This window comes from Tritonibacter scottomollicae, assembly GCF_003003215.1.
GTDB lineage: Bacteria > Pseudomonadota > Alphaproteobacteria > Rhodobacterales > Rhodobacteraceae > Epibacterium > Epibacterium scottomollicae.
Genome location: NZ_PVUF01000007.1, coordinates 88,876 through 114,955 on the forward strand (window position 1 = coordinate 88,876; position 26,080 = coordinate 114,955).

27 protein-coding genes are annotated in these 26,080 nt (G+C 60.7%); 20 read left to right on the forward strand and 7 right to left on the reverse strand.

All coding sequences use genetic code 11. The annotated features are described in order from the left end of the window. Positions 1–104 precede the first annotated feature (104 nt). The 13 genes from pyrH to lpxB all read left to right on the forward strand — a co-directional run bounded on the left by pyrH (position 105) and on the right by lpxB (position 12,496). Positions 105–854, forward strand: coding sequence for a UMP kinase (pyrH, locus tag CLV89_RS12570; RefSeq protein ID WP_106164020.1), 750 nt, complete (start codon positions 105–107; stop codon positions 852–854). A gap of 176 nt (positions 855–1,030) precedes the next feature. Next, entirely contained in the window at positions 1,031–1,594 is a 564-nt protein-coding gene (gene frr, locus CLV89_RS12575; protein ID WP_106164021.1) for a ribosome recycling factor, read from the forward strand. A gap of 9 nt (positions 1,595–1,603) precedes the next feature. Beyond that, positions 1,604–2,374 (forward strand): isoprenyl transferase, encoded by a 771-nt coding sequence (locus CLV89_RS12580; protein ID WP_207796924.1) that lies wholly within the window; start codon positions 1,604–1,606, stop codon positions 2,372–2,374. Beyond that, the gene (locus CLV89_RS12585; RefSeq protein WP_106164023.1) at positions 2,371–3,168 is read left to right on the forward strand and encodes a phosphatidate cytidylyltransferase; all 798 of its coding nucleotides are present in this window, start codon (positions 2,371–2,373) and stop codon (positions 3,166–3,168) included. Before CLV89_RS12580 ends, CLV89_RS12585 begins: the two co-directional genes overlap by 4 nt. A 48-nt stretch (positions 3,169–3,216) precedes the next feature. Continuing rightward, on the forward strand, positions 3,217–4,389 hold the full coding sequence (gene dxr / locus CLV89_RS12590) for a 1-deoxy-D-xylulose-5-phosphate reductoisomerase (protein WP_106164126.1): 1,173 nt from the start codon (positions 3,217–3,219) through the stop codon (positions 4,387–4,389). Between the two features lie 4 nt (positions 4,390–4,393). Further along, positions 4,394–5,746, forward strand: a complete 1,353-nt coding sequence (rseP, locus tag CLV89_RS12595) for an RIP metalloprotease RseP (protein ID WP_106164024.1) — start codon at positions 4,394–4,396, stop codon at positions 5,744–5,746. 142 nt (positions 5,747–5,888) lie between these two features. After that, positions 5,889–6,017 (forward strand): hypothetical protein, encoded by a 129-nt coding sequence (locus CLV89_RS23145; RefSeq protein ID WP_279327910.1) that lies wholly within the window; start codon positions 5,889–5,891, stop codon positions 6,015–6,017. Positions 6,018–6,226: 209 nt separating this feature from the next. After that, on the forward strand, positions 6,227–8,563 hold the full coding sequence (gene bamA / locus CLV89_RS12600) for an outer membrane protein assembly factor BamA (RefSeq protein WP_106164025.1): 2,337 nt from the start codon (positions 6,227–6,229) through the stop codon (positions 8,561–8,563). 49 nt (positions 8,564–8,612) lie between these two features. After that, the gene (locus CLV89_RS12605) at positions 8,613–9,194 is read left to right on the forward strand and encodes an OmpH family outer membrane protein (RefSeq protein WP_207796929.1); all 582 of its coding nucleotides are present in this window, start codon (positions 8,613–8,615) and stop codon (positions 9,192–9,194) included. Between the two features lie 63 nt (positions 9,195–9,257). After that, positions 9,258–9,740, forward strand: coding sequence for a 3-hydroxyacyl-ACP dehydratase FabZ (fabZ, locus tag CLV89_RS12610; protein ID WP_106164027.1), 483 nt, complete (start codon positions 9,258–9,260; stop codon positions 9,738–9,740). Next, positions 9,740–10,525: an acyl-ACP--UDP-N-acetylglucosamine O-acyltransferase gene (lpxA, locus tag CLV89_RS12615; protein ID WP_106164028.1), complete on the forward strand. Its 786-nt coding sequence runs from the start codon at positions 9,740–9,742 to the stop codon at positions 10,523–10,525. Before fabZ ends, lpxA begins: the two co-directional genes overlap by 1 nt. A gap of 14 nt (positions 10,526–10,539) precedes the next feature. After that, positions 10,540–11,328, forward strand: a complete 789-nt coding sequence (locus CLV89_RS12620; protein ID WP_106164029.1) for an LpxI family protein — start codon at positions 10,540–10,542, stop codon at positions 11,326–11,328. Positions 11,329–11,332: 4 nt separating this feature from the next. After that, entirely contained in the window at positions 11,333–12,496 is a 1,164-nt protein-coding gene (gene lpxB, locus CLV89_RS12625) for a lipid-A-disaccharide synthase (protein ID WP_106164030.1), read from the forward strand. An 81-nt stretch (positions 12,497–12,577) separates the two neighbouring features. On the opposite strand, the gene mnmA is transcribed toward lpxB, so the two are convergent. Beyond that, on the reverse strand, positions 12,578–13,723 hold the full coding sequence (gene mnmA, locus CLV89_RS12630; RefSeq protein ID WP_106164031.1) for a tRNA 2-thiouridine(34) synthase MnmA: 1,146 nt from the start codon (positions 13,721–13,723) through the stop codon (positions 12,578–12,580). Positions 13,724–13,880: 157 nt separating this feature from the next. Between mnmA and sciP the strand changes: the two genes are divergently transcribed. From sciP to CLV89_RS23150, 5 genes are all read left to right on the forward strand, one after another. After that, the gene (gene sciP / locus CLV89_RS12635) at positions 13,881–14,159 is read left to right on the forward strand and encodes a CtrA inhibitor SciP (protein WP_106164127.1); all 279 of its coding nucleotides are present in this window, start codon (positions 13,881–13,883) and stop codon (positions 14,157–14,159) included. 125 nt (positions 14,160–14,284) lie between these two features. Continuing rightward, positions 14,285–15,004 (forward strand): response regulator transcription factor CtrA, encoded by a 720-nt coding sequence (ctrA, locus tag CLV89_RS12640; protein ID WP_106164032.1) that lies wholly within the window; start codon positions 14,285–14,287, stop codon positions 15,002–15,004. A gap of 176 nt (positions 15,005–15,180) precedes the next feature. Then, positions 15,181–17,394: an NAD-dependent DNA ligase LigA gene (gene ligA, locus CLV89_RS12645; RefSeq protein WP_106164033.1), complete on the forward strand. Its 2,214-nt coding sequence runs from the start codon at positions 15,181–15,183 to the stop codon at positions 17,392–17,394. Between the two features lie 13 nt (positions 17,395–17,407). After that, positions 17,408–19,498, forward strand: coding sequence for an ATP-dependent DNA helicase RecG (gene recG / locus CLV89_RS12650; RefSeq protein ID WP_106164034.1), 2,091 nt, complete (start codon positions 17,408–17,410; stop codon positions 19,496–19,498). A 146-nt stretch (positions 19,499–19,644) separates the two neighbouring features. Then, positions 19,645–19,767: a hypothetical protein gene (locus CLV89_RS23150; protein ID WP_279327911.1), complete on the forward strand. Its 123-nt coding sequence runs from the start codon at positions 19,645–19,647 to the stop codon at positions 19,765–19,767. Between the two features lie 278 nt (positions 19,768–20,045). Here the strand turns inward: CLV89_RS23150 and CLV89_RS12655 are convergent, their stop codons facing one another. After that, on the reverse strand, positions 20,046–20,498 hold the full coding sequence (locus CLV89_RS12655; protein WP_106164035.1) for an iron-sulfur cluster assembly scaffold protein: 453 nt from the start codon (positions 20,496–20,498) through the stop codon (positions 20,046–20,048). A 59-nt stretch (positions 20,499–20,557) separates the two neighbouring features. Here CLV89_RS12655 and hisI point away from each other — a divergent pair, with 59 nt between their 5' ends. After that, positions 20,558–20,947, forward strand: a complete 390-nt coding sequence (hisI, locus tag CLV89_RS12660; protein ID WP_106164036.1) for a phosphoribosyl-AMP cyclohydrolase — start codon at positions 20,558–20,560, stop codon at positions 20,945–20,947. Positions 20,948–20,952: 5 nt separating this feature from the next. On the opposite strand, the gene gluQRS is transcribed toward hisI, so the two are convergent. Together gluQRS and trmFO are read right to left on the reverse strand one after the other, a co-directional pair. Next, positions 20,953–21,810, reverse strand: coding sequence for a tRNA glutamyl-Q(34) synthetase GluQRS (gluQRS, locus tag CLV89_RS12665; protein WP_106164037.1), 858 nt, complete (start codon positions 21,808–21,810; stop codon positions 20,953–20,955). Positions 21,811–21,996: 186 nt separating this feature from the next. Further along, entirely contained in the window at positions 21,997–23,337 is a 1,341-nt protein-coding gene (trmFO, locus tag CLV89_RS12675) for a methylenetetrahydrofolate--tRNA-(uracil(54)-C(5))-methyltransferase (FADH(2)-oxidizing) TrmFO (protein WP_106164038.1), read from the reverse strand. Between the two features lie 404 nt (positions 23,338–23,741). Between trmFO and CLV89_RS12680 the strand changes: the two genes are divergently transcribed. Then, entirely contained in the window at positions 23,742–24,164 is a 423-nt protein-coding gene (locus CLV89_RS12680) for a PaaI family thioesterase (RefSeq protein WP_106164039.1), read from the forward strand. Positions 24,165–24,215: 51 nt separating this feature from the next. Here CLV89_RS12680 and speE read toward each other — a convergent pair whose 3' ends face one another. The 3 genes from speE to CLV89_RS12695 form a co-directional block, all read right to left on the reverse strand. Further along, positions 24,216–25,070, reverse strand: coding sequence for a polyamine aminopropyltransferase (speE, locus tag CLV89_RS12685; RefSeq protein ID WP_106164040.1), 855 nt, complete (start codon positions 25,068–25,070; stop codon positions 24,216–24,218). Then, positions 25,067–25,573 carry an adenosylmethionine decarboxylase gene (speD, locus tag CLV89_RS12690; protein ID WP_106164041.1) on the reverse strand — a complete coding sequence of 169 codons (507 nt, stop codon included), beginning with the start codon at positions 25,571–25,573 and terminating at the stop codon, positions 25,067–25,069. The genes speE and speD overlap by 4 nt, the downstream gene beginning before the upstream one ends. Positions 25,574–25,790: 217 nt before the next feature. After that, entirely contained in the window at positions 25,791–26,021 is a 231-nt protein-coding gene (locus CLV89_RS12695) for a YjiS-like domain-containing protein (RefSeq protein ID WP_106164042.1), read from the reverse strand. Between the last annotated feature and the right edge of the window lie 59 nt (positions 26,022–26,080).

The window sequence follows — 26,080 nt, forward strand, 5'->3', positions numbered from 1 at the left end:
GCCAGAGGCCGGATCGGCAATAATCCGGCCGTTCGGATTGATCCTTGGCCGCTTTTGCTTCATTTTGCCGCGAGATTTAACCCCGACATATTGCGGAGCGCAACATGCCCCAGAGCTCAGATCAACCGGACGTCTCGACGGCCGCAGGCTATAACCGTGTGATGTTGAAGATTTCCGGCGAGGCCCTCATGGGGACGCAGGGCTTCGGCCTGCATCCGCCAACCGTGCGCAGAATCGCCCAGGAAGTGAAATCCGTGCATGATCTCGGCGTCGAGATCTGCATGGTCATCGGCGGCGGCAACATCTTCCGCGGCCTGTCCGGGTCGGCGCAGGGGATGGAGCGTACCACTGCAGACTACATGGGAATGCTGGCCACCGTGATGAACGCGCTGGGGATGCAGTCGGCGCTGGAGGATGAAGGTGTCTTCACCCGTGTCATCTCGGCCATTCGGATGGATGAGGTTGCAGAACCCTACATTCGCCGCCGTGCCGTGCGCCACCTGGAGAAAAAGCGGGTCTGCATCTTTGCCGCAGGCACGGGCAATCCCTATTTCACCACCGACACCGCCGCGACTCTGCGTGCCAACGAGATGAACTGCGAAGCCATCTTCATGGGCAAGAACGGTGTTGATGGTGTCTATGACATGGACCCCAAGACCAACCCGGAAGCCAAACGCTACGACAGCATCAGCTATGATGATGTGCTCGCCAAACGGCTCAAGGTCATGGATGCCTCGGCCATCGCGCTGGCGCGGGACAACAGCCTGCCGCTGATCGTCTTTAGCCTTGATGAACCGGGCGGGTTTCGCGGCGTTTTGGCCGGAGAAGGCACCTATACCAAGGTTCACGGCTGAACCGCGTGAGGGGCTTTGGGGCAGGGCGCGGGTCGGTGTTGCGATGCGCGTTCTGCCTGCAAAATTGCGTTCAACTGCCGGTTTCGCGGGTATTTACCCACTGAGATCGCTATACAATACACATATGATGGCGTAATAGCCGTCCTCAAGACCGCCTCAAGCAAGGGGAGAGCAGCATGTCTGAAAACTTCGAACTCGACACCGACGATCTGAAGCGCCGCATGGACGGTGCCCTGGCCAACCTGAAAACCGAATTTGCATCTTTGCGGACCGGGCGCGCCTCTGGTTCCATGCTGGAACCGGTGATGGTGGATGCCTATGGCTCGATGACACCGATCAACCAGGTGGGCACCGTGAACGTGCCGGAACCTCGCATGGTCACCATCAACGTCTGGGACAAAGGCCTGGTCAACAAGGTGGAAAAAGCGATCCGCGAAAGCGGGCTTGGCATTAATCCGCAGCTCAATGGCACCATCATCATGCTGCCGATTCCGGAGCTGAACGAGGAACGTCGCCGTGAACTGACCAAGGTGGCGGGCCAGTATACCGAACACGCCCGTGTGTCGATCCGCAACGTGCGCCGCGACGGCATGGATCAGATCAAGAAAGCCAAAGCCGATGGCATGTCCGAGGATGACCAGAAGTTCTGGGAGGCCGAGGTGCAGGAACTGACCGACAAGATGATCAAGGTCATCGACGACGCGTTGGAAACCAAACAAGCCGAAATCATGCAGGTCTGATCAGCCATTATGTCACTCGGGACGAACCGCGGAGCCCCGGCCAAGGCCGGAACAGACACAGCGTCACCGGGCTCCGGTGGCGGCCCGAGGCATGTGGCGATCATCATGGATGGCAATGGCCGTTGGGCGCAGATGCGCGGGCGGCCACGGTTGTTCGGCCACCACGCAGGCGCCCGACGGGTGCGCGAGGTTGTCGAGTGCTGCCCGGGCCTTGGCGTCAAGTACCTGACGATATTTGCCTTCTCGACCGAGAACTGGAAACGCACACAGGTGGAGGTCGCGGGCCTCATGAGCCTGTTTCGCCGCTATATCTCCAAGGAGATGAAAGCGCTGGCCGCCAAAAATGTCAGGGTGCGGTTTATTGGTGACCGGGTCAAACTCGATGCCAAGCTGATCCAGCTGATGGATGCGCTGGAACGAGAGACCGCGGGCAACGATGGCACGCACCTGACCATCGCCCTGAACTACGGTGGACGCGACGAGGTCGCCCGCGCCACCAAACGGCTGGCGCAGGATGTGGCGAGCGGCAAGCTGGATCCCGAAAGCGTGGATCAGGAAACCCTGCCGCGGTACCTTGACACCCATGTGCTGCCGGACCCCGATTTGGTGATCCGGACCTCGGGCGAGGCGCGGATCTCGAATTTCCTGCTGTGGCAGTCTGCCTATGCCGAGTATGAGTTCATCGATACGCTCTGGCCCGATTTCACTGCCGAGGAACTGGGGCGGTTGTGCAGCAGTTATGGCCGTCGGGACCGTCGGTTCGGCGCGGTCAAGACATGAGCGCTCAGGGCTCTTCGCCAGGTCCCAAAGCGGGGCGCTGGTCCGATCTCGGCGCACGCACGCTCTCTGCCATAGTGTTGCTTGGCTTGGGGGGCGCATCCATTCATTTTGGTGGCGTGGCCTTTGCGGTCTTCGTCTCTGTCGCTGTTGGGGCAGTGTTCTGGGAAATGCTGCGGATGTACGACGCTGACCTGTCGCTCTCCGCCATCGGTTGCGGGGCGGTTGCCGCGCTGACGGTGTTCGTATCCTCCTTTCTGCCGCTTGTGGTGACGCCTCTTGTTCTGGCCTTTCCGCTGGTGTTTGGCGCCTGGATACTCGAACGCCAGCGTCGGTCCTTTCTGGCAATGGCGGGGTGGGTGCTGTTTGGCGGGTTTGGCCTGATCTGGCTACGAGAGGCTTACGGTGTCAGCTGGACCTTCTGGCTCATCTGCGTGGTGGTTGCGACGGATGTGGCGGGATACTTCGTTGGCAAGCATTTTGGCGGGCGCAAGTTCTGGCCTGCCGTCAGCCCTAAGAAAACATGGTCCGGTACAGCGGGGGGCTGGGCCGCTGCTGCGGTGGTCGGGCTGCTGTTTGCGCTTCTGGCGGGACTGCCTGCAAACCTCATCTGGATCTCCGCCGGTGTTGCCATGGCGAGCCAGGCCGGCGATATCGCCGAAAGCGCGCTGAAGCGACGTTTGAATGTCAAGGACTCCAGTCAGCTCATTCCAGGACATGGCGGCGTCTTTGATCGCTTTGACGGTATGCTGGGCGCGGGCGCCCTGTGTTTCCTGATCGCCATCACCTGGGGGTGACCCCCTGATCGCGTCCAGCGCGTTGGACGGATGAAAAACGAGTTTCTGATGCGAAAAATATCTATTTTCGGGGCAACCGGCTCCATCGGGCAGAACACCATTGATCTGATCCGACGTGATCCCGAGGCCTATGACATCGTGGCACTGAGCGGCGGGCACAATATTGCGCAGCTTGCGCGCGATGCTATTGAGCTACGCGCCGAGGTTGCCATTACCGCGCACGACCACCGGTTGCCAGAGCTGCGCGCGGCGCTTGCGGGCAGTGATGTCGAAGCGGCGGCCGGCGCAGATTCGCTGGTGGAGGCCGCAAGCCGTCCCGCCGACTGGATCATGTCGGCGATCGTCGGGGCGGCCGGGCTTGCACCGGGGCTACGGGCGCTGGAACAGGGCAGCACGCTGGCGCTCGCCAACAAGGAATCACTGGTGTGTGCCGGACGGCTGTTGATGAAAACCGCAGAAGCGCACGGTGCCCGTATCCTTCCCGTCGACAGCGAGCATTCCGCAGTGTTTCAGGCGCTTGTCGGCGAGCGGATCGACGAGGTCGAGCGGATCATCATCACCGCTTCCGGTGGCGCATTCCGAGACTGGCCGCTTGCAGATCTGAGGACCGCGACACTGGCGCAGGCGTCGTCCCACCCCAATTGGGACATGGGGCAACGGATCACCGTGGACAGTGCATCCATGTTCAACAAGGCGCTGGAAGTCATTGAAACGAGAGAGTTCTTTGGCGTAGCGCCTGAGCAGATCGAGGTGCTGGTGCATCCGCAATCACTGGTGCATGCGCTGGTCGGTTTCCGAGATGGCGCCTTGATGAGCCATCTTGGTGCCCCCGACATGCGGCATGCCATCGGGTATGCGCTGCATTGGCCTGAGCGCCGGTCACTGCCCGTGGCCCGGCTGGATCTGGCCTCCATCGGCAAGCTGGAGTTTCGCGCGCCGGATCTGGCGCGGTATCCGGCGCTGCGTCTGGCGCAGGAGGTGATGCGGCGCGGTGGTCTGTGCGGTGCGGCCTTCAATGGCGCCAAAGAACGCGCGCTTGATCACTTTATCGCGGGTCACATTGGCTTTCTGGACATGGCCGACATAACTGAGCAGGTATTGGCGTCGCTGGAGGCCGAGGCGGGTCTTATTGACGCCTCAATGACACTTGAAAACGTCACCCGAGTTGATGGTTTGTCGCGTGATGCGGTGGATCAGGTTGTGACGCAACGAACAGGATAGAGTTTTGGACGCAGTATCTCTGGTCTCGCAACTGGGCGGGTTCCTCTACACGGTCGGCAGTTTCGTCGTGGTGCTTTCGATCATTGTGGCCGTGCACGAATATGGCCATTACATCGTCGGGCGTTGGTGCGGCATCCATCCGGAGGTGTTCTCACTTGGCTTTGGTCCGGTGCTGGCCAGCCGTGTCGATAAACGTGGCACCCGCTGGCAGTTGGCCGCGTTCCCACTTGGCGGGTTTGTGAAGTTCCTCGGGGATGCGGATGCCGCCTCGGGTAAGGATGCGGGAGCGATTTCCGCAGCCGAGACCGATCCGGAATTGCTGCGCAAGACCATGCATGGTGCCCCGCTCTGGGCGCGGGCTGCGACAGTGGCGGCAGGGCCGATCTTTAACTTCATTCTGGCGATTGTCATCTTTACCGGCGTGAACCTCAGCCGAGGTCAGATGCAGGAACCGCTTGCCGTGGGGTCGATCAAGGATCTTCCGGCAGAGGGCTATACGCTTGAGCCCGGAGACGAAATCCTGGCGGTCGCTGGCATCGAGACGCCGGATTTTTCGGACGGTGTGGCATGGCGCGCGTTTGAGGGCAGCGTGCCTGTTGAAAAGATACTGGATTATCGCGTGGCGCGCGATGGCAACGAGATGGTGGCGCGCGGCCCTTATCTGATGCCGAGCATCGTGACCGGTGTGGCCCCACGCAGCGCCGCATCTGATGCAGGTCTGCGCGAAGGCGACGTTATTGTCGCCGTGGATGACGGGGAAATCTTCGCGTTCTCGCAACTGAAGGAACGGGTCGAGGAGGGTGAAGGCGCGCCGCTGTCTCTCACGGTCTGGAACGCAGGTGAGACGCGGGAGCTGATCCTCAGCCCGCGCCGCACGGACGAGCCAACCGCAGACGGTGGTTTTCAGACCAATTGGCGGATCGGCATTGCCGGTGGGCTGGCGTTTGAACCGGCCCGCGAATCCGTGTCGCCTTGGTTGGCGGTCGGGCAGGGGGCGGCTCAGGTCTGGCGCATGATCGAGCAATCTCTGTCCGGGTTGAAGCATATGATCACTGGTCAGATCAGCACCTGCAACCTCTCCGGCCCGGTTGCCATCGCCGAGATGTCGGGCACGTTGGCGAGCCAGGGCGCGGTGAACTTCATCTGGCTCATCGCGGCACTGTCTACGGGGATTGGTCTCTTGAACCTGTTTCCGGTTCCGGTGCTAGACGGCGGACATCTGGTGTTCTTCGCCTATGAGGCCATCACGGGCCGCCCGCCCAATGACCGGGCCATGCAGGTTCTGATGATGATCGGTCTGACGATGATCCTTGGGTTGATGTTGTTCTCCGTCAGCAACGATCTGCTGTTCTGCTGAGCGCGCAAATGATCAGGCAGGGGGGCATGTGGATGGCGCATCTGCCCCTTTGCTGCCCCGATCTTGCCACAAATCCGAACTAGCATTGGATCGTGAGTGATTCCGGCCCGCGGGTCGGAGGATTGAGCGATGGGGAACAATCATGCAAACGCTACAGCAGTCCTGTGCCGGGCTTGGCCTGTTGGCCCGCCTCAATGCAGACCGGGTCTTGTTCATCGGGGCCATCTCCGCTGCGATGGCGGTTGGAACGTGGATCGCCTCTGTTTTTTGAGACGGTAGGAAACGCGACATATTTTCCGGGGCTTACATGGCCTCCTTGTGTGAGAAAAGCAGCGGTCGTCGCCCCGCTGCTTTTCTTGTTTTTGACAACCGCGTGTAAACCCGGTACGCACTTTTCAAGCTGCTATAATAATTGGGTTTAAACTGATGATCTGGGGGAAAAACGCGGCATCTGCCCGTGATGCGCGCCGGGAGAGTGAAATGTCCGTTTCTAATAAAGGTTTTCTCGGGTCCACCGCACTTTCCGCGGTACTTGCCTTCGGGATTGGCTTGGCGCCAATGTCCCTGCAGGCTCAGGACTATCGGTTCACGAATGTTCGTGTCGAAGGCAACCAGCGAATACAAAGCTCGACCATCGTTGCCTATACGGGCCTTGGTCGCGGCGAAACGGTCAGCGCCGGTGCCTTGAATGATGCCTATCGAGGCGTGTTTGACAGTGGTCTGTTCGAGGCGGTGGAGCTTGTCCCCCGCGGCAACACTCTGGTCATCAAGGTGGTGGAATATCCGACCATCAGCCGGATCAATTTCGAAGGCAACAAGCGCCTGAAAGACGATGCGCTGTCCGAGGTGATTGAATCCTCGCCGCGTCGTGTGTTCAGCGCCGATCAGGCCGAGCGGGACGCCGGAGCGATCGCTGACCTGTACCGCGCTCAGGGGCGTTTGGCCTCCAGAGTGACACCGCGCATCATCCGCCGGAACGACAACCGCGTCGACCTGGTGTTCGAGATTTCCGAAGGCGATACCGTCGAGGTGGAGCGCGTCTCCTTCGTGGGCAACCGCGCCTTCTCTGACCGGCGTTTGCGTCGAGTTCTGGAGACCAAGCAGGCGACCTTCCTGCGCGCTCTCATCAACCGTGACACGCTGATCGAAGACCGGATCCAGTTTGACCGTCAGGTGCTGACCGATTTCTACCGGTCGCGTGGTTATGTCGATTTCCAGGTCAACAGCGTCAACGCTGAGGTGACGAAGGAACGCGATGCGGCCTTCCTTGTTGTGGACGTGACCGAAGGGCAAAAGTTCGAGTTCGGCGACATCACCGTGACCAGCGAGTTTGCCAATGCCGATCCGGATGTCTATCGCAGCAAGCTGCGCCTGAAGCGTGGGGTAACATACTCGCCTCTGGTGATCGAGAATGCCATCGAAACGCTCGAACAATTGGCCGTGCGCCAAGGGATCGACTTCCTGCGGGTCGAGCCGCGCGTCACCCGCAATGACCGCGACCTGACGCTGGATGTGGAGTTTGCGATGGTGCGAGGCCCACGGATCTTTGTCGAACGCATCGACATTGAGGGCAATACAACCACGCTTGACCGGGTGATCCGTCGTCAGTTCAAAATCGTCGAGGGCGATCCTCTCAATCAACGTGAGATCCGCAACAGTGCGGAGCGTATCCGTGCGCTTGGGTTCTTTGCTCAATCCGAAGTGGACGTGCGGCAGGGCAGCACACCGAATGATGTCATCGTGGATGTCGACGTTGAAGAGCAGCCTACTGGGTCGTTCACGCTGGGCGGGTCCTACTCGGTGGATGATGGTATCGGGGTCGCGATTGGGATATCCGAGAAGAACTTCCTCGGTCGAGGTCAGCAGCTGTCATTCAATATTTCCACAGCTCAGGATACCGAAGAGTATAAGTTGCGGTTCGTAGAGCCGAAGCTTTTGGGCCGGGATCTGCAATTCGCTATTGATCTGGGTCTGAGCGAAACGGAATCCAGCTACTCGGAATACGACACATCCTCTGTGATTTTCCGTCCCTCGATTACCTTTGATGCCAGTGATACGACGTCGCTGCAGCTGCGCTATGCGCTTGACCTCGACGAGATGGAATCGCGTGGCCTCGATAGCAACGGCAATGATCGGGCGGGTCCGGTGCTGCAAGCTGACATCGCAGAAGGCAAACGCACCACCAGCTCTATCGGTGCGACGTTTACCTATGATAGCCGCCGCACCGGTTTGAACCCGACAGCGGGATTCCTGATCGAAAGTGGCCTCGACTATGCCGGCCTCGGCGGGGATAACGAGTATATCCGTGCGACCAGCAAGATTGTCGCGCAGAAATTGGTGTTCAACGAAGAAATCACCCTGCGTGCCACCGTTGAGACCGGATATCTCGGTTGGCTTGGCGACAACAAGAGCCGGACCATCGACCGTTTCCTGCTGTCATCGGACACGCTGCGTGGCTTTGAGCCGGGCGGGGTTGGCCCTCGGGATATGTCTGGAAGCTATGACGATGCGCTTGGGGGGAACCTCTACGCTGTTGCACGCTTCGATGCCGAGTTCCCCTTGGGTCTGCCTGAAGAGCTGGGGATCCGTGGTGGTCTATTCTATGACGTTGGCAACCTCTGGGGGCTTGATGACTCGAACGCCGCAGCCGGTAGCAATGTCGTTGGGCGCGGTGGATCGTTCCGTCATGTGGTCGGGTTCTCGGTATTGTGGACAACTGGTCTGGGGCCACTCCGGTTCAACTTCTCCAAGGCGCTGTCCAAGGAAGAGTTCGACAAAGAGCGGAATTTCGACCTGACCATTCAGGCACGGTTCTGACACCTTGCGACGGACCCTCGTAGTTCGAATGTTCTGGGCAGCCGGGCTTATGGCCGGGCTGTCCTTTTCCGTCGGGGCATCGGCGCAGAGTTTGACGCCCGGCATTGGACTTGGTGGCTTTTCTCCGGAACAGAACCTCGGCATTCCAAGCAGTCTGTTGTTGACCATCCACTCTGATCGGTTGTTCTCCGAAAGTGCGTATGGCCAGCGCATCGCGCGGGAGATGGAAGGTCAAAGTGCGGTGCTGATGGCCGAAAACCGCCGGATCGAAGCCGAGCTGCGCGCCGAAGAACTGGACCTGACAGAACGCCGGTCCACCACCGACCCTGATGCCTTTCGTGCGTTGGCCAAAGCCTTTGATGAGAAGGTGCAGGAGACCCGCCGAACCCAGGAGGCCAAGTTTCTGGAGATCACGACGTCGCGCGAAGAGGCGCGACGAGAGTTCCGCGAAACCTCTATCCCCATTCTGGAACAAATCATGACGGAAACCGGCGCAGCGGCCATTCTGGAGCAATCCAGTGTGCTGCTCAGCGCGGAGGCCATCGACGTGACAGACCTGGCGATCGCGCGTGTCGACGCTATCCTTGGCGAAGGGGACGACGCGGAGGCCACCGGGACCAACCCGCCCTAAGCTTGCCCCGTTCGGGCAGGCTTGCTAGGACAAATATCTGAAAAAACCAATGGAAGCTGACCCATGAGTGCTGACGCAAATCCCGACCTCAAGAGCGCCGACATCGGCCTGATCCAACAGATCCTGCCGCATCGCTATCCGTTCCTGCTGGTGGACAAGGTCGTCGATATCGACGGGTATCAGTCAGCGCGCGGCATCAAAAACGTCACGATGAACGAACCGCATTTCCAGGGCCACTTCCCGGGAACGCCGATCATGCCAGGTGTCACCATTGTCGAGGCGATGGCACAGACCTCCGGTGTGATGCTGGGCGTGGGGATGGATCAGATCGGCAGCGATATGCTGATCTATTTCATGAACATCGACAAATGCAAATTCCGCCGCAAGGTTGTACCCGGTGATGTGCTGGAAATGCACGTGGAAACCCTGCGCGGCAAGCCCGGCGGCAAGATCTTCAAATTCTCGGGTCGCGCGACCGTTGAGGGTGAGCTGGCTGCCGAAGCCGAGTTCACAGCCATGGTTGACCGCGACGGAAAGGACGGCTGATGACCACTATCCACCCCAGCGCCATTATCGAGGATGGTGCCACTGTCGGCGAAGGCTGCGAAATCGGCCCCTTCTGCATCGTCGGCGCTGAGGTGGTACTGGGCGACCGCGTGGTTCTGAAGTCCCATGTGGTGATCACCGGCGACACCGAAATCGGCGAGGACACCGTGGTGTTCTCCTTCTCGGTGTTGGGGGAGATCCCGCAGGATCTGAAGTTCAAGGGCGAGAAATGCCGCACCGTGATCGGCAAACGCAACCGCTTCCGCGAGCATGTGACCGTGAATGCCGGCACCGACGGCGGCGGCGGTGTGACCCGGATCGGGGATGACGGGCTGTTCATGGCGGGCTGTCACATCGCCCATGACGCGCAGGTCGGCGACCGGGTGATCGTGGTGAACTCCGCTGCGGTGGCGGGCCATTGCGTGCTTGAAGACGACGTGATCATCGGCGGTCTGTCCGGCATCCATCAATTTGTGCGGATCGGACGCGGCGCCATCATCGGCGCGGTCACCATGGTGACCAATGATGTCATTCCCTACGGGCTTGTTCAGGCCTCGCGCGGCGAGCTGGACGGGCTGAACCTTGTGGGGCTGAAACGCCGGGGCGTCAACCGGGCGGATATCACCGCGCTGCGCGCCGCGTTCCAGATGCTGGCGCAGGGCGAGGGCACCTTCTCCGAGCGTGCACGCCGCCTGGGCGAAGAGAACGACAGCGAATATGTGCAGGAAATCGTCGCCTTCATCACCGGTGAGAGCGACCGTCATTTCCTGACCCCCGGCGGCTGAGAGAGGCACCAACCATGATTGCACTGATTGCCGGTCGCGGGGCATTGCCCGCGGAACTGATTGCACGTCTGCCGGAGCGCCCTCTGATTTGCGCCATGGCGGGATCGGAACCTGACACGGTGGAGGCGGAGATTACCTTTCGCCTCGAACAGCTGGGCAGTTTTCTGGAACAGTTGAAGGCGGAAAACGTCACGGAGATCTGCCTTGCGGGCGCGGTGACGCGGCCCCAGATCGACCCGTCGGCGATTGATGCGGCAACCCTGCCGCTGGTACCAGTGCTGCAGGCGGCGATTGCCGCCGGTGACGATGGCGCGCTGCGGGCGGTGATCGCCATCCTCGAAGAGAGCGGTTTTGCCGTGAAGGGCGCGCATGAGATCGCACCGGACCTGCTGATGGACGAAGGCGTCCCCACGCAGGTCAAGCCCGGCGAGATCGACAAGGCCGACGCCGAGCGTGCCTCGGTGATTGCCTTTGGCCTCAGCGCCGCTGATATCGGACAGGCCTGCGCGGTGCGCGCCGGTCAGGCCATCGCCATCGAGACGCTGTTTGGCACCGACTGGATGCTGGCCAGCCTCGCGACGCGACCGGACGGGCAGGGTGGTTTGTTCTACAAGGCCCCGAAGGCCGGGCAGGACCGCCGTGCAGATCTGCCGACCATTGGCCCGGCGACGGTGGAGGGCGCCGCCATGGCTGGCCTCAACGGTATCGTTCTGGAGGCGGAAGGCGTCATCGTCCTCGACCGCGAGGAGGTGATTGCCGCCTGTGACCGCCGGGGCATGTTCCTCTGGCTGCGGCAGGTCTGATCACATGAGCCTGCGGGTGTTCATCCTCGCCGGGGAACCCTCTGGCGACAGGTTGGGCGCGGCGCTCATGCGCGGGCTTAAGGAACTGGCGCCGGGGGTGACATTTGAAGGCGTCGGCGGCAGCCAGATGCAGGCCGAGGGGCTCCGCTCGCAGTTCCCGATGGAAGAACTCTCCGTCATGGGCATTGCCGAGGTGCTGCCGAAGTATTTCGACCTCAAACGTCGCATTCAGGAGACCGCCGATGCGGTGGTCGCACTGCGGCCGGATGTGATGATCACCATCGACAGCCCGGATTTTTCCCTGCGCGTTGCAAAGCTGGTGAAAGACGCAAGCGACATCCGTACCGTGCACTACGTTGCGCCTTCCGTCTGGGCCTGGCGTCCGGGGCGCGCGGCGAAGATGGCGAAGGTCATCGACCATGTGCTCGCGCTGCTGCCGTTCGAGCCACCCTTTATGGAAGCCGCGGGGATGGAGTGCGATTTTGTCGGCCATCCGGTGGTGGCGGAGCCAAAGGCGACTGAAGCGGAGATCGCGGATTTTCGCGCCGCGCATGATCTTGGCGATGCGCCGGTGCTGCTGGCCCTGCCGGGATCGCGCCGCTCCGAGGTGGGGCGGTTGGCGGATGTATTTGGCACTGCCTTGCAGCAGTTTCACGCCTCCCACCCGGACCATAGGATCGTGGTGCCTGCGGCGGCGCATGTGGCGCCCTTGGTGCGTGAAAAACTTGCCGATTGGCCTGCTGGCTGCCTCGTGCTGGACCCTGCAGCATATACCACAGAGGAGTTTGCCGCCCACAAACGCGCCGCCTTTGCCACTGCAGGGTTGGCGCTAGCGGCCTCGGGCACGGTTTCGCTGGAACTGGCGGCGGCCCGCACGCCGATGGTTATCGCCTACCGTTTCAACTGGCTGACCTGGCAGATCATGAAGCGCATGGCGCTGATCGACACTGTGACGCTCGTCAATCTGGTCAGTGACACCCGCGTGGTACCGGAATGCCTCGGGCCCGACTGCACAGCAGAGAAGATCGCCACCCAGCTGGACGCCGTGCTTGCGGCGCCTGAGGCGCAGTTCGACGCCATGCGCCTCACGATGGAGAGGGTCGGTGAAGGCGGCGATGCGCCCGGTGTGCGGGCCGCCCGTGCTGTGCTGGCCCGGCTGCCGGGCTAAGCCGCGTCACGCGCCCCTATCAGGTGAATTCCCGCAAGATTGATCCGCCCGCGACGTGGATCGCGGGCGTGAACAGGGGCTTCAGGCGCCGCGCCAGATCCAGCCGCCGCCGAAGATGCGGCTGCCATTGGGATCATAGAACACGCAGGCCTGACCGGGCGAAATGCCTTCCTCGGCGGCGAAGAGTTCCACCTCCGCCTCGGTCTCCGAGATCGGTCGGATGATCGCATCGCGCGGTGGGCGGGTCGACCTGACCTTGACGCTCAGATGCCATTCGTCGCGACTTGTGAAGGGCTCATCGCCCAGCCAGTTGATCTCACGTACGGGCACGCGGCGGGTCGCCAGCATCTCCTTGGGGCCAACGATGACCTGCTTTTGGTCCACATCCAGCTTCACCACATAAAGCGGCTCGCTCAAGCCGCCGATGCCAAGGCCGCGGCGCTGGCCGATAGTGTAGTGGATGACGCCATTGTGCTCGCCCAGTACACGACCATCTGCATGCACGATTTGCCCGGGCTCCGCCGCGCCGGGGCGCAATTTCTCGATCACCGAGGCATAGTCGCCGTTGGGCACAAAGCAGATGTCCTGGCTGTCCGGCTTGTCGGCCACCGACAGACCGTATTGCGCCGCCATCTCGCGGGTGGCGTCCTTGGAGGGCAGGTGTCCCAGCGGAAAGCGCAGGAAATCCAGCTGCTCCGGCGTGGTGGAGAACAGGAAATAGCTCTGATCCCGGTTGGCATCCGCGGCGGAGTGCAGCTCCGGCCCGTTGGCGCCCGTCTTGCGCTGGATATAGTGACCGGTGGCCATGCAGTCGGCCTCCAGATCCTTGGCGGTTTCCAACAGATCCTTGAACTTCACGCGCTCATTGCAGCGGATGCAGGGCACCGGCGTCGCGCCGGCCAGATAGCTGTCGGCGAACTCGTCGATCACTGCATCCTTAAAAATGTTCTCATAATCGAGCACGTAATGCGGAAAGCCACGTTCCTCCGCCACGCGGCGGGCGTCGTGAATATCGATTCCCGCGCAGCAGGCGCCTTTCTTGGCCAGCGCTGCCCCGTGATCATAAAGCTGCAGCGTCACACCGACCACATCATAGCCCTGTTCGGACAGGTAGGCCGCCACCACGGAGCTGTCGACACCGCCTGACATGGCGACAACGACGCGGGTGTCCGCGGGCGATTTTGCAAAACCTAGCGAGTTCACTGGGGTCTCGTTGTCCAGTGCCATGATGTGCTCCTTAAGGGGTTCGGGTGCGGATCGGGAAAGCATCGAAGAATATATGAAAATGCTACGTATTCTCAAGGGGCGCATTTCACTCATCGTTAAGAGCTGCCCGCCATTTTGCACATATAAGCAGAATACGCATCCTAGTAAGGGCATAGCGATGTTTTTAAAGAAAGTTGATGGCCCCCGTGCGGTCACATTACCGGACGGCACCGTCATGACACGGGCGGACTTGCCGCCTCAAACCACAAAACGCTGGGTGGCATCGCGCAAGGCTGCGGTCGTACGCGGGGTTTTGTACGGATTGATTCCCCAGACCGAAGCACTACGTCTTTACAATCTAAGCGAGGATGAATTCCGAAGCTGGGTTGCTGCGGTTGCAGACCACGGGGAAGAGGCCCTGAAAACCACCCGACTGAAGGAGTATCGTGACCCCTGAGTCGCAAACCGCCGTGTTAACTTTAAGGTTTTGCGGAAATTAACCATCATGGTAACGGGACATTAACCTTTTCCCAGCAAGGTTAACGCAACCTGAGGACAACAGAGTACAGGCGGAGACCCAATATGCGCATTCTTCTGGTCGAGGATGATCCCACGACAGCGAAAAGCATCGAGCTGATGCTGACTCATGCAAACCTAAATGTTTACACGACTGACCTCGGCGAAGAGGGCATCGATCTGGCAAAGCTATACGACTATGACCTGATCCTGCTGGATCTGGGCCTGCCGGACATGAACGGTCATGAGGTTCTGCGTCAGCTGCGCTTGTCGCGCATTGAGACCCCGATCCTGATCCTCTCCGGCGCGGATGACACGGAAAACAAGATCAAGGGTTTTGGCTTTGGTGCGGATGATTATCTGACCAAACCGTTCCATCGCGAGGAACTGGTTGCGCGGATCCACGCGATTATCCGCCGCTCGAAAGGGCATTCCCAGTCCATTATCAAGACCGGGAAGATCTCCGTTAACCTTGATGCCAAGACCGTGGACGTGGAAGGCAAATCTGTCCATCTCACTGGTAAGGAATACCAGATGCTGGAGCTTTTGTCGCTTCGCAAAGGCACGACCCTCACCAAGGAGATGTTCCTGAACCATCTCTATGGCGGTATGGATGAGCCAGAACTGAAGATCATCGACGTGTTCATCTGCAAACTGCGCAAGAAGCTCAGCACGGCGACAGACGGCGAAAATTATATCGAAACCGTCTGGGGGCGCGGCTATGTGCTGCGCGATCCGCAAGAGGATCTGTCCACCGGTGGTCCGAGGATCGCGATCGGCGCCTGAGCACGGCACGGCACTTAACGCACAACAGTTTCTAGAACTCCGCCGGGCTGAGCATCCCGGCGGAGTTTTTTCGTGTGACTTCGGGCACTGGACCTCTCGGGTATCGGCGACTATCACCAAGGCAAGACAAATATCCGAGGGGCGTTGCCAGTATGACAGATCAGGATCCCCGGTCGATGGATGCGGCCGACGCGCGTGTGGAATTCGAGGCGCTGCAAACGCAGATCGAGGCTGCGGATGTCGCGTATCACCAAAAGGACGCACCGACGTTGTCGGATGCCGAGTACGATCAACTGAAACGCCGCTATCTGGCATTGGCCGACGCGTTTCCAGAGTTAGCGGCCGAGGGCACGCGCGTTGATGCGGTTGGCGCGCCGGCGGCCTCGGGTTTTGGTAAGATCACCCATTCGGTGCGGATGATGTCTTTGGGGAATGCCTTTGAAGATCAGGATGTTGAGGATTTTGCCACTGGTCTGCGCCGCTACCTCGGGCTGAGCGCGGAGGCCCCTCTGGCATTTACGGCGGAGCCCAAGATTGATGGCCTGTCCCTCTCCCTGCGCTACGAGCAGGGGCAGCTGGTGCAGGCAGCCACGCGCGGCGACGGTGCGGTGGGTGAAAACGTGACCGAGAACGCGCGCACCATCGCCGATATTCCGCATCAGATCTCCGGCGCGCCAGAGGTGATGGAGGTGCGCGGCGAGGTCTACATGAGCCACGCGGATTTTGAGGCTTTGAACGCCCGGCACACTGAAACTGGCGGCAAGATCTTTGCCAATCCGCGCAATGCCGCTGCCGGGTCATTGCGGCAGCTGGATCCGGAAATCACCCGCGCGCGGCCCTTGCGGTTCTTTGCCTATAGCTGGGGTGAGCTGTCCGAGCCTCTTGCGACAACGCAAAGTGAGGCCATCGCACGGTTCGAGGCGCTTGGGTTCCAGACCAACCCGCTGACCCGCCGCTGCGACAGTATTGCGGAGCTGCTGGAGCACTATCATTCCATCGAGGAACAACGTGCCGATCTTGGCTATGACATCGATGGTGTCGTCTACAAGGTCGATGATCTGGCCCTGCAGGAGCGTCTGGGCTTCCGCTCCACCACACCCCGCTGGGCCATCGCGCACAAGTTTCCGGCAGAGCTCGCCTGGACCCGGCTGGAGGGGATCGACATTCAGGTTGGGCGTACTGGTGCCCTTAGCCCCGTGGCGCGGTTGCAGCCGGTCACGGTGGGCGGGGTCGTGGTCTCCAATGCGACGCTGCACAATGAAGACTACATCATTGGTCTGGACTCCAAGGGCGCGCAGATACGCGAGGGCAAGGACATCCGTATCGGCGATTGGGTGCAGATCTATCGTGCCGGTGATGTGATTCCGAAAGTGGCCGATGTGGATTTGACTCGCAGGCCAGAGGGAACGGAGCCGTATGTGTTCCCGACCACATGCCCGCGCTGCGGCAGTCCTGCGGTGCGCGAGGAAGGTGATGCGGTCCGTAGATGCAGTGGCGGTGTGATCTGCCCGGCGCAAGCCGTGGAAAAACTCAAGCACTTCGTCTCTCGTGCAGCCTTCGACATCGAGGGGCTGGGCGCCAAGCAGGTTGAGCAATTTCATACAGATGAGTGGGTGAAAGAACCCGCAAACATCTTTGAGCTGCAAGAGAATTATGGCAATGGCCTGCAGCAACTGAAGAACCGGGAAGGCTGGGGCGAGAAATCGGCCACTGCTCTGTTTGCGGCGATCAATGACAAACGCCGGATTGAATTTGCGCGGCTGATCTTTGGCCTTGGTATCCGCCACGTCGGCGAGGTTGCCGCCAAGGATGTCGCGCTGCATTTCCGCACCTGGCAGGCGCTGGCGGAGGCCGCTGATTTGGCGCGCCCAGCGGCCTTGGCCCATCGTGCGGCGGATGAGGCGGAGCTGGTGGAGCGGCAGGAGGCCCAGGCGGCAGAGCGCCGCGCCAAGATCACAGATGCCCGCAATGCGGCCATCGCGGCCTGCGCGGTTGCGCCGGATTCGCAAGCGGCCTGGGATGATCTCATCAGCGTCGACGGGCTTGGCCCCACGGTCGCGCTGTCGCTGTCTGATGCCTTTGCCAACTCGGAGGAGCGCGCGGCCTTTGATCGTCTGGTGGCGCATCTCGATATCATCGAACCCGATGCCCCGGCGGAAGACAGCCCGGTGGCGGGCAAGACCGTGGTATTCACCGGCTCTCTGGAAAAGATGACCCGGGCCGAGGCCAAGGCGCGGGCCGAAGCGTTGGGGGCGAAGGTCTCCGGTTCGGTATCCAAGAAAACCGATATCCTCGTGGCGGGACCGGGGGCGGGTTCCAAGGCGGCCAAAGCCAAGGACCTCGGCATCCAGACGCTGGACGAGGACGAATGGCTGGAACTGATCGGGTAGGCGTGAGCAGAACATGAGCGGTCGTCCGGAACAGCTGTTCCCCCTTTTTGCGGAATTGGAGACATTGCAAGGTGTCGGTCCCAAAACGGCTGAGCATTTTGCACAACTGCGGATCTCCGCACCGCGGGATCTGCTGTACACTTTGCCCTATAGCGTGGTGGATCGACGGCGGCGTGAAAGCATCCGGGGGCTCGAGCTGCCAACAACGGCCACGGTCGAGGTGACAGTTGGTCGTCACCGCCCCGCGCGCAACAAGGGGGGCGCCTATCGGATCGACGTGACGGATCAGGACACCGAGTTTCAGCTGGTGTTTTTCCATGGCCGAAGCCGGTATCTGACGGCGCAACTGCCGGAAGGGTCGCGCCGCGTGGTCTCTGGCAAGCTGGAACTGTTCGACGGCATGGCGCAGCTGGTCCACCCGGACCACATGCTGCCCGTGGAGGAGGCGGGGGAGATTCCGGATTTCGAACCGGTCTATCCGCTGACTCATGGGATCACCCAGAAGACCATGTTCAAGGCGGTTCAGAGTGCGATGTCGCGCATGCCGGAGCTGCCGGAATGGATGGATGGTGGCTACAAGGCGAAACAGGGCTGGGAGCACTGGCATGCAGCGGTTGCCGCGGCGCATACACCGGGTGGCGCGGAGGACCTTGAACCGGTTGCCCCCGCCCGGGCGCGCCTGGCCTATGACGAGCTGTTTGCGCATCAATTGACGCTGGCGATCGCCCGCTCCGTGGAGCGGGAGCAGCCGGGGCGTAGCTCCGTCCCCACCGGGAGACTGCAAAGCAAGGTGCTCTCGGCGCTACCCTACAGGCCCACGGGCGCACAGGGGCGCGCCATCGAGGAAATCACGGCGGATATGGCCTCCGCCCGGCGCATGAACCGGTTGCTGCAGGGCGATGTGGGCGCGGGCAAGACACTGGTGGCCTTCATGGCGCTTCTGGTTGCGGTCGAGGCCGGCGGGCAAGGCGTGATGATGGCGCCGACGGAAATCCTTGCGCGTCAACATCTTGAGGGGTTGCAACCGCTTGCCAATGACGCAGGCGTAGTGCTGGAAATCCTCACGGGACGGGACAAGGGCAAGGACCGCCGCGCCAAGGTCGAGGCCTTGCAACGGGGCGACATTCAGATCCTGGTGGGAACCCATGCGGTGTTCCAGCAGGATGTCGGTTTTGCCGATCTGAGGCTGGTGGTCGTTGACGAACAACACCGCTTTGGCGTGCGGCAACGGATGGAGCTGGCGGAGAAGGGCAAGCGCGCTGATGTGCTGGTGATGACCGCAACGCCGATCCCGCGCTCGCTGGCGTTGACCCAATACGGCGATATGGAAGTTTCCATCCTCGACGAGAAACCGCCGGGGCGCAAACCGATCAAGACCGCGATCCTGAGCACCGAACGCATGTCCGAGGTGGTCGATCACCTACGCCGCGCCATTGCCGAGGGGCGGCAGTGTTACTGGGTCTGCCCCTTGGTCGAGGAATCCGAGGTGATGGATCTGACCGCAGCGGATGAGCGGTTCAAACACCTGCGCGCTGTGCTGGGCGAGGATGTGGTGGGGCTGGTGCATGGGCAGATGCCCCCGGCAGAAAAGGATGCTGCCATGGCGGCCTTTCAGGAGGGCCGCACGCGGGTTCTGGTCGCAACCACTGTAATTGAGGTCGGGGTCAACGTGCCCAATGCCTCCATCATGGTGATCGAGCGGGCCGAGATCTTTGGTCTGGCGCAGTTGCACCAGCTGCGCGGCCGCGTGGGCCGTGGCACCGCCGAGTCCACATGTCTTTTGATGTATCAGCCGCCGCTCACCGAGGGCGGGCGCAAACGGTTGGAGGTCCTGCGCCAGAGCGAGGACGGATTTGTCATCGCCGAAACCGATTTGCAGATGCGCGGGGCGGGGGATGTCATCGGCACTGCTCAATCTGGTCTGCCGAGGTTCCGCATTGCGGATCTGGAGCGGCAAGCGGATCTGATGGCGGTCGCCCAGAGCGATGCCCGTGCCCTGATGACCTCCGATCCTGATCTGACCAGCGACCGCGGGCGTGCGGCGCGGACCCTGCTGTGGCTGTTGCGGCAGGATGAAGCTATCCGCCTGATTTCCGTGGGTTAATTCCTGCCATCAGCGGCTTGTTCTCTTGTGTGTTCCACTTTGTTCGCAAATGTTCTCAAAAAGTTCTTTACACGACTCGCGTGAAATGGGAACAAAGGAGCAACAAAGGCGTCGTGAACGCAGACAGAGGTCGAGGAGGTTTCCAGATGGTCACACAGTTCAAATCCGCATTGCGCAATTCCCAGTCTACCCTGTTGCAGGATGCTCTGGGGGCCGCGTCGCTGGTTGTGATGTTGGTTGTCGGGCTTCACCTGCCTGGTCTGATCTGAACCACGCCTTTCTTGTTTTTGTAGCTATTTCTCTGTTTTTGCCTGTGCTTTCATGCCGGGCGCACCAGCCTCAAGTCTTGCAAAGGCCGACTGCCTGTTCGGTCCGCACTAGAGTGTGAACTCCGGTGCTTGGTGTGTCCCGGGTCCCGCATGAAAGCGCTATGACTTGCCGCCGCCATCTGCCCGGATGTGCGGCGGTTTTTTTTGTCTCGGACAGATGATCAGGATGGCGCAATTGCAGTTTCTGCTCCGGAGGGAGCAAAAACCGCGGGCTGAAATCAGGCGCAGTTGGCCTTCTGCGCTGTTTGCATCGCTTCCAACGTAGCCTCGAGCGCCAGCATGATCGAAGCATGGCGGTTCTTGAACTCCCGCGCCGGGATCAGCACCTCCAACCCCTCAAAGGGTGCCTCGGGGGCAGGGCCGGTCTCGGTGAGCATGGCTTTCAGCTGATCGCGGGCGGTTTCGACCTCATCCCGGCTGCGGCCGATGATGGCCTGACCAACCACGGACGCAGCAGCCTGTCCCAGCGCGCAGGCTTTGACGTCCTGGGCAAAGCGCGCAATCTTGCCATCGTCGAGCGCCACATCCACCGTCACGGTTGAGCCACACAGCGGAGAGCGGCGTTTGACCGTGGCATCGGGATCATCCAGCCGCCCCTGATGCGGGATCTCTGCCGCCAGGGCGAGGATCTTGGTTGAATAAAGCTTGATCAGGTCGGTTTCGCCGGACATGTGCAGTTCCTGGGTTTCCCTAAGGCCGTGTTCCCCATACATAGGGTCGCGCCCCTGAGATGCAAAAGGTTTTTGACATGCAAGATCCGGTGAAATTTTCGCCCGAAACACTGACATTTAATGAGGCCGGCCTGCTGCCGTGCATCGCACAGGATGTCGAGAGCGGCGAGATTCTGATGATGGCCTGGATGAATGCGGAGAGCGTGGAAAAAACGCTTGAGACCGGCCGTGTCACCTATTGGTCGCGGTCGCGCCAATCATTCTGGATCAAGGGCGAGAGCTCCGGCCATGTGCAGGAACTGGTGGAGCTGCGGGTGGACTGTGATCGTGATGCATTGCTGGCGCTTGTCCGCCAAACCGGACCGGCGTGCCACACCAACCGCCGCAGCTGTTTTTACACCGCCGTACGGGATGGGGATGAGGTTGAGATCATGACGCCAATGGCCTGAGAAGGCTAGGGTTTTGGTGTCAGCCCAAGGCGAGCGCGAATGTCCTGCGGGCTGGCGCCATCCTCGCGATACTTGGCAATAGCGCGGGCATCGTCGCGTTTTGCCAGGCGTTTGCCCGCGTCGTCGCGGATCAGGCGATGATGGTGATAGCGCGGCACAGGCAGGTTCAGCAGCGCCTGCAGAACCACATGGATCTGGGTGCTTTCAAACAGATCGGCGCCGCGCACAACATCTGTGATTTCCTGGTCGGCATCATCCACCACCACTGACAAGTGATAGGAACTGCCCATGTGGCGGCGCACCAGAATGATGTCGCCGACGGCAGTGACCAGATGCTCTGGGTCAAGTGAGATTTGCCCCCCAAGCTCTTCTGATGTTTCGGTAAATCCAAGTTTTGGCAGGTGCTTCAACGCGGCCTTCATATCGAGGCGGATCACGTCGTCCGGAGTGGATTCCGACATGCTGCGATCACGGCAGCGGCCCGGGTAGATCCGCCCGTCGGGACCAAATTGCGGCACGCCTTCCTGTGGCGCACCGGCGGCGGCCTCGATATCGGCACGGTTGCAGCGGCAAGGATAGGTGACACCAAGCGCGGAGAGCTGCGCCAGCGCCGCGCGATACCGCGGCAATCTATCAGACTGCCGCATCACGGCGTGCGACCAGCTGAGACCGAGCCAGGACAGATCTTCATAGATCTTCTGTTCCCAAACGATGCGCGCGCGGGACTGGTCGATATCCTCGATCCGAAGCAGGAAACGCCCGTCGTGCCGCGCCGCCAAGTCAGCCGCCAAGAGGGCGGAATAGGCATGTCCCAGATGGAGTGGCCCGGTTGGAGATGGGGCAAAGCGGGTTGTGAATGTCACGATTTCTCAATCACATAGACGTAGGCGTTCAAGTTTAGCCCCGTCAGGCGCGGGCCGTATTCCTTGAATAGCAACTGCGCCGTGCGTCAATCAAGCCATTCGTTCATTGCGCCTATGTCGCTCGGGTCCGCAAGCGCGTGGTCGCGCAGCGAACCCGGTGCAATGCCGGGACCATGAGGTCGTCTATCAAAAGGTGTTGAGCCAGTCCTGCCACGCGGCTTTGGCGCGGTCGGTATAGGCCTTGTAGCGATCCTTGCGGCCGCGACGCCCGCCTTTCAATCCGTCCACGGGGCGAAACAGGCCGAAGTTCACATTCATCGGCTGAAAGGTCTTGGCCTCGGCGCCACCTGTGATGTGGTGGATCAGCGCGCCCATGGCGCTGTCCTGCGGCACCTGCGGCACTTCCTGGCCGAGGATTTCCGCTGCAGCGAGACGCCCGGCGAGCAGCCCCATAGCGGCGCTTTCCACATAGCCCTCGACCCCGGTCACCTGACCGGCAAAGCGGATATTCGGTTTGGACTTCAGGCGCATCTCGTGATCGAGCAACGTCGGGGAGTTCAGGAATGTATTGCGGTGGATGCCGCCAAGACGCGCAAAACTGGCATTCTCCAAGCCGGGAATCATCCGGAAAACATCCGCTTGCGCGCCGTATTTCATCTTGGTCTGGAAGCCGACGATATTGAACAGAGTCCCCAGTGCATTGTCGCGACGCAGCTGTACAACCGCATGTGCCTTGATCTCCGGCTGATGCGGATTGGTCAGGCCCACGGGCTTCATCGGGCCATGGCGCAGGGTCTCGCGACCGCGTTCGGCCATCACCTCGATCGGCAGGCAGCCGTCAAAGTACCCGGCGGTCTCGCCTTCATGGAACTCGGTCTTGTCGGCGGCCAGCAGCGCGTCGATGAAGGCTTCGTATTGGTCCTTGTCCATCGGGCAGTTGAGGTAGGCGGTGCGCTCTTCCTCGGTCTCGCCCTTGTCATAGCGCGATTGCATCCAGGCCTTCGACATGTCGATGCTCTCAGCGTAGATGATCGGCGCAATGGCATCAAAGAAAGCCAGACGCTCGGCACCGGTCTCTTGCTGGATGGCCTCTCCGAGGGTGGGTGAGGTTAGCGGGCCGGTGGCAAAGATCCAGTGCCCTTCGGCGGGCAGCTCGGTGATTTCGTCGTAAGAGACGCGCACATTGGGCAGGGCTTTGAGCTTTGCTGTCACGGTTTCGGCAAAGGGATCGCGGTCCACGGCCAGCGCGCCACCAGCGGGCAGGCGGTGTTCCTCTGCCGTGGCCATGATCAGGCCATTGGCCGCGCGCATTTCCCAATGCAACAGCCCGACGGCGTTCTGTTCGTCATCGTCCGAGCGGAAGGAGTTGGAACAGACCATCTCGCCCAGATTGCCTGTCTGATGGGCAAAGGTTTCGACCTTGGGACGCATCTCGTGGATCACCACGTTGATGCCCATGTGCGCCGCCTGCCAGGCAGCCTCGGATCCGGCCATTCCGCCGCCGACGATGTGAAGCTCTTGTGTCATGGGATGGCAAATAGGGCAGCTTACCTGCGGGCGCAATATCAGCTGTTGGTGTTCGAGGCGCGGAGGCAGAAATAATTAGGGCCGCAGCTTCGTGGACGTCATATCCGGGTGAGAGATCCGGTAGGAGGGACGGTCCGAAGCAGCGGCCCAAATTGCGGCAAGCGCGTTGGCTTGCCCAACTCTTGCCACTTTCTTGCCTTCATTAGAAGCCTCAACACGGAAACAATAAACCGCAGTTCGTAAACAAAGGCTGAATTTTCCGAAAATTTTAGGAAAAAGCGTTCTTTGCGCCCCCCCCTGACGGCCAGCCCGACGCTCTGAGTGCCGCGGCGTTCTAAGAAAATCCGCTTGTGAGGAGGCCCGCTGCGTGCACAGTGACGAGAAGACAGAGGGGAGACGCGCGGATGCAGCTGGTTTTTGAGACACCGCAACTGATGACCTATCTGGAGGAGGTGTTTCCGCAGATCAACGGCGAGTTCAGCGTTGATGCACTGCGCCCGGGTGAGATCACCATGCGGCTGAATGTGCAGGAGCGGCATCTGCGTCCCGGGGGCACGGTGTCGGGCCCGTCGATGTTCGCGCTGGCGGATGTCGCGGTTTATGCGCTGGTGCTGGCGCATTTGGGCGGCGAGGCGCTGGCGGTGACGACCAATGCCTCGTTCGATTTCATGCGCAAGCCGGAGGGCGGTCGCGATCTGCTGGGCCAGGCGCGGCTTTTGAAGCTGGGGCGCACCCTGGCGGTGGGGGATGTGCTGCTGTTTTCCGAAGGCAAGGCCGAACCTGTGGCGCGTTCCACCATGACCTATTCGATACCGCCAAAACGATAAAGCGCCCGCGGATCTCTCCGAGGGCGCTTTAATGTCATGGCTCAGGTCGTTCTAAGGAATGAGCTTTTTCACATATCCGGGTAGGGCAAAGGCGGCCTTGTGCACCTCTGGCGTGTAGTAGTCCGGCACGAGGTCCGCCGCAGTAAACCGGCTCTCCAGCGTGGCCAGATCAACCGCCCGAGCCTTGGTTGAGTGACTGCCCCAACCCAGCGCCATCGGCCCGCCCACATAAGTCGGGATGGTGGCAAGATAGCAGGTCGCATCGGCAAACAGTGCCTGAAAGGCCCGCATGGTATTGGTCAGCTCGTCGCCCTGCATGAAGGGCACGCCATTCTGGGTCACGATGATGCCGTCCTCGGTCAGGGCGCGCGCGGCGTGGCCATAGAAGGTGTCGGTGAACAACACTTCGCCGGGGCCGATCGGATCCGTGGAATCGACGATGATGACGTCGAACTTGTACTCGGTCTCCTTCATGAAGACCGCGCCATCATTGATCACCAGATCGAGCCGGGCATCGTCAAAGGCGCCCTGGCTCAGCATCGGCAGGTATTCCTTTGAAAAGTCGACAACACCTGCATCGATTTCCACCATGGTGACATGCTCGACCGAGGCGTGTTTCAACACCTCGCGCGCAATCCCGCCATCGCCGCCGCCGATGATCAGCACGCGTTTGGCGGCCCCATGCGCCAGGATCGGCACATGGGTCAGCATTTCATGATAGATGAAATTGTCGCCCTCGGTGGTCTGAACAACGTCGTCCAGTGTCAGAATGCGCCCGAAGGTGCCGTTCTGAAAAACCTTGAGCCGCTGATGCTCGGTCTTGCTGTCATAATACATCTCGCTCACCCGCAGGGACTGGGCAAAATGATCGTGTAGCCGTTCGGTGTTCCAGACCTCATCCGTCATGCGGCGACCTCCTTGGCGACGATTTCCTCGCCGCGCAGCAGTTCGCGCACCTCGACCATGTTGGTCTCGAAGGCAGATTTCAGCACGTCGACGGCTTTCCATGGCTCGGCATCGCCGCACATAAAGACGTCGAACGCGCCGTAGCCAATTTCGGGCCATGTGTGCACGGAGATATGGCTCTCGGCGAGCACGGCCACGCCGGACACGCCCTGCGGCGAGAACTTATGCGTATGGATATGCAGCAGGGTTGCGCCGCAGACATCGACCATCTTGCGAAAGGCGTCCTCGATCCGGGTCTGACAGTCCAGACCGGTGCCTTTCATCACTTCGATGATCAGATGCGTGCCAGCAAAAACCTTGCCGTCGCGGCGAATGAAGTGATCCTCGCGGTCGGCGTCGACCAAAGAGTTCACAATAGCGGTGTGTACACCGCTGGCGGTATCTTCCTCATGGGCGCCTGTCTCCAGACCGATCCCCAGTTGGAAGAGGTTGGCGTCGGTCATGACACGCCCCTTCGTTCCAGTAGATGACAATCCAGACGGTCCTTAGCGCCCCCCCGAATAAGAGTTCAGGGTTGGGATCGGTACCGAAAGTCAGGCGCAGATAGGAGGGCGGAGAGATTCGATCAAGGTAAAAATTTATGAACGCCGACCGGTATCGCTCACAAAAAAAGGCCGGAGACGAAGCTCCGGCCTGCCAGTTGGTTCTGTGCCCCGGGGATCAGGGTCTCCAGAACGGAAGAGTTCCTTCGCGCATGGCGTCCTCGCGTTGCAGGCCGATGTCACGCAGTTGCTGCTGAGTAAGTCGGCTCAACTGACGACGGCTGCGGCTGCGGACCGACCATTTTGTGGCCAGAACCGCAAAACCAATGGCCACTTCTGCAATCATCGGCAGCGCCGCACGATTGGTCAGATAGGAAAGGTGTGTCGGGTGTTCTGTCACATTTGTCATGGTCAGTCTCACATTTTGTATTGATGCAATTTGAATGTACTGGCATGTAAGGCGTACAA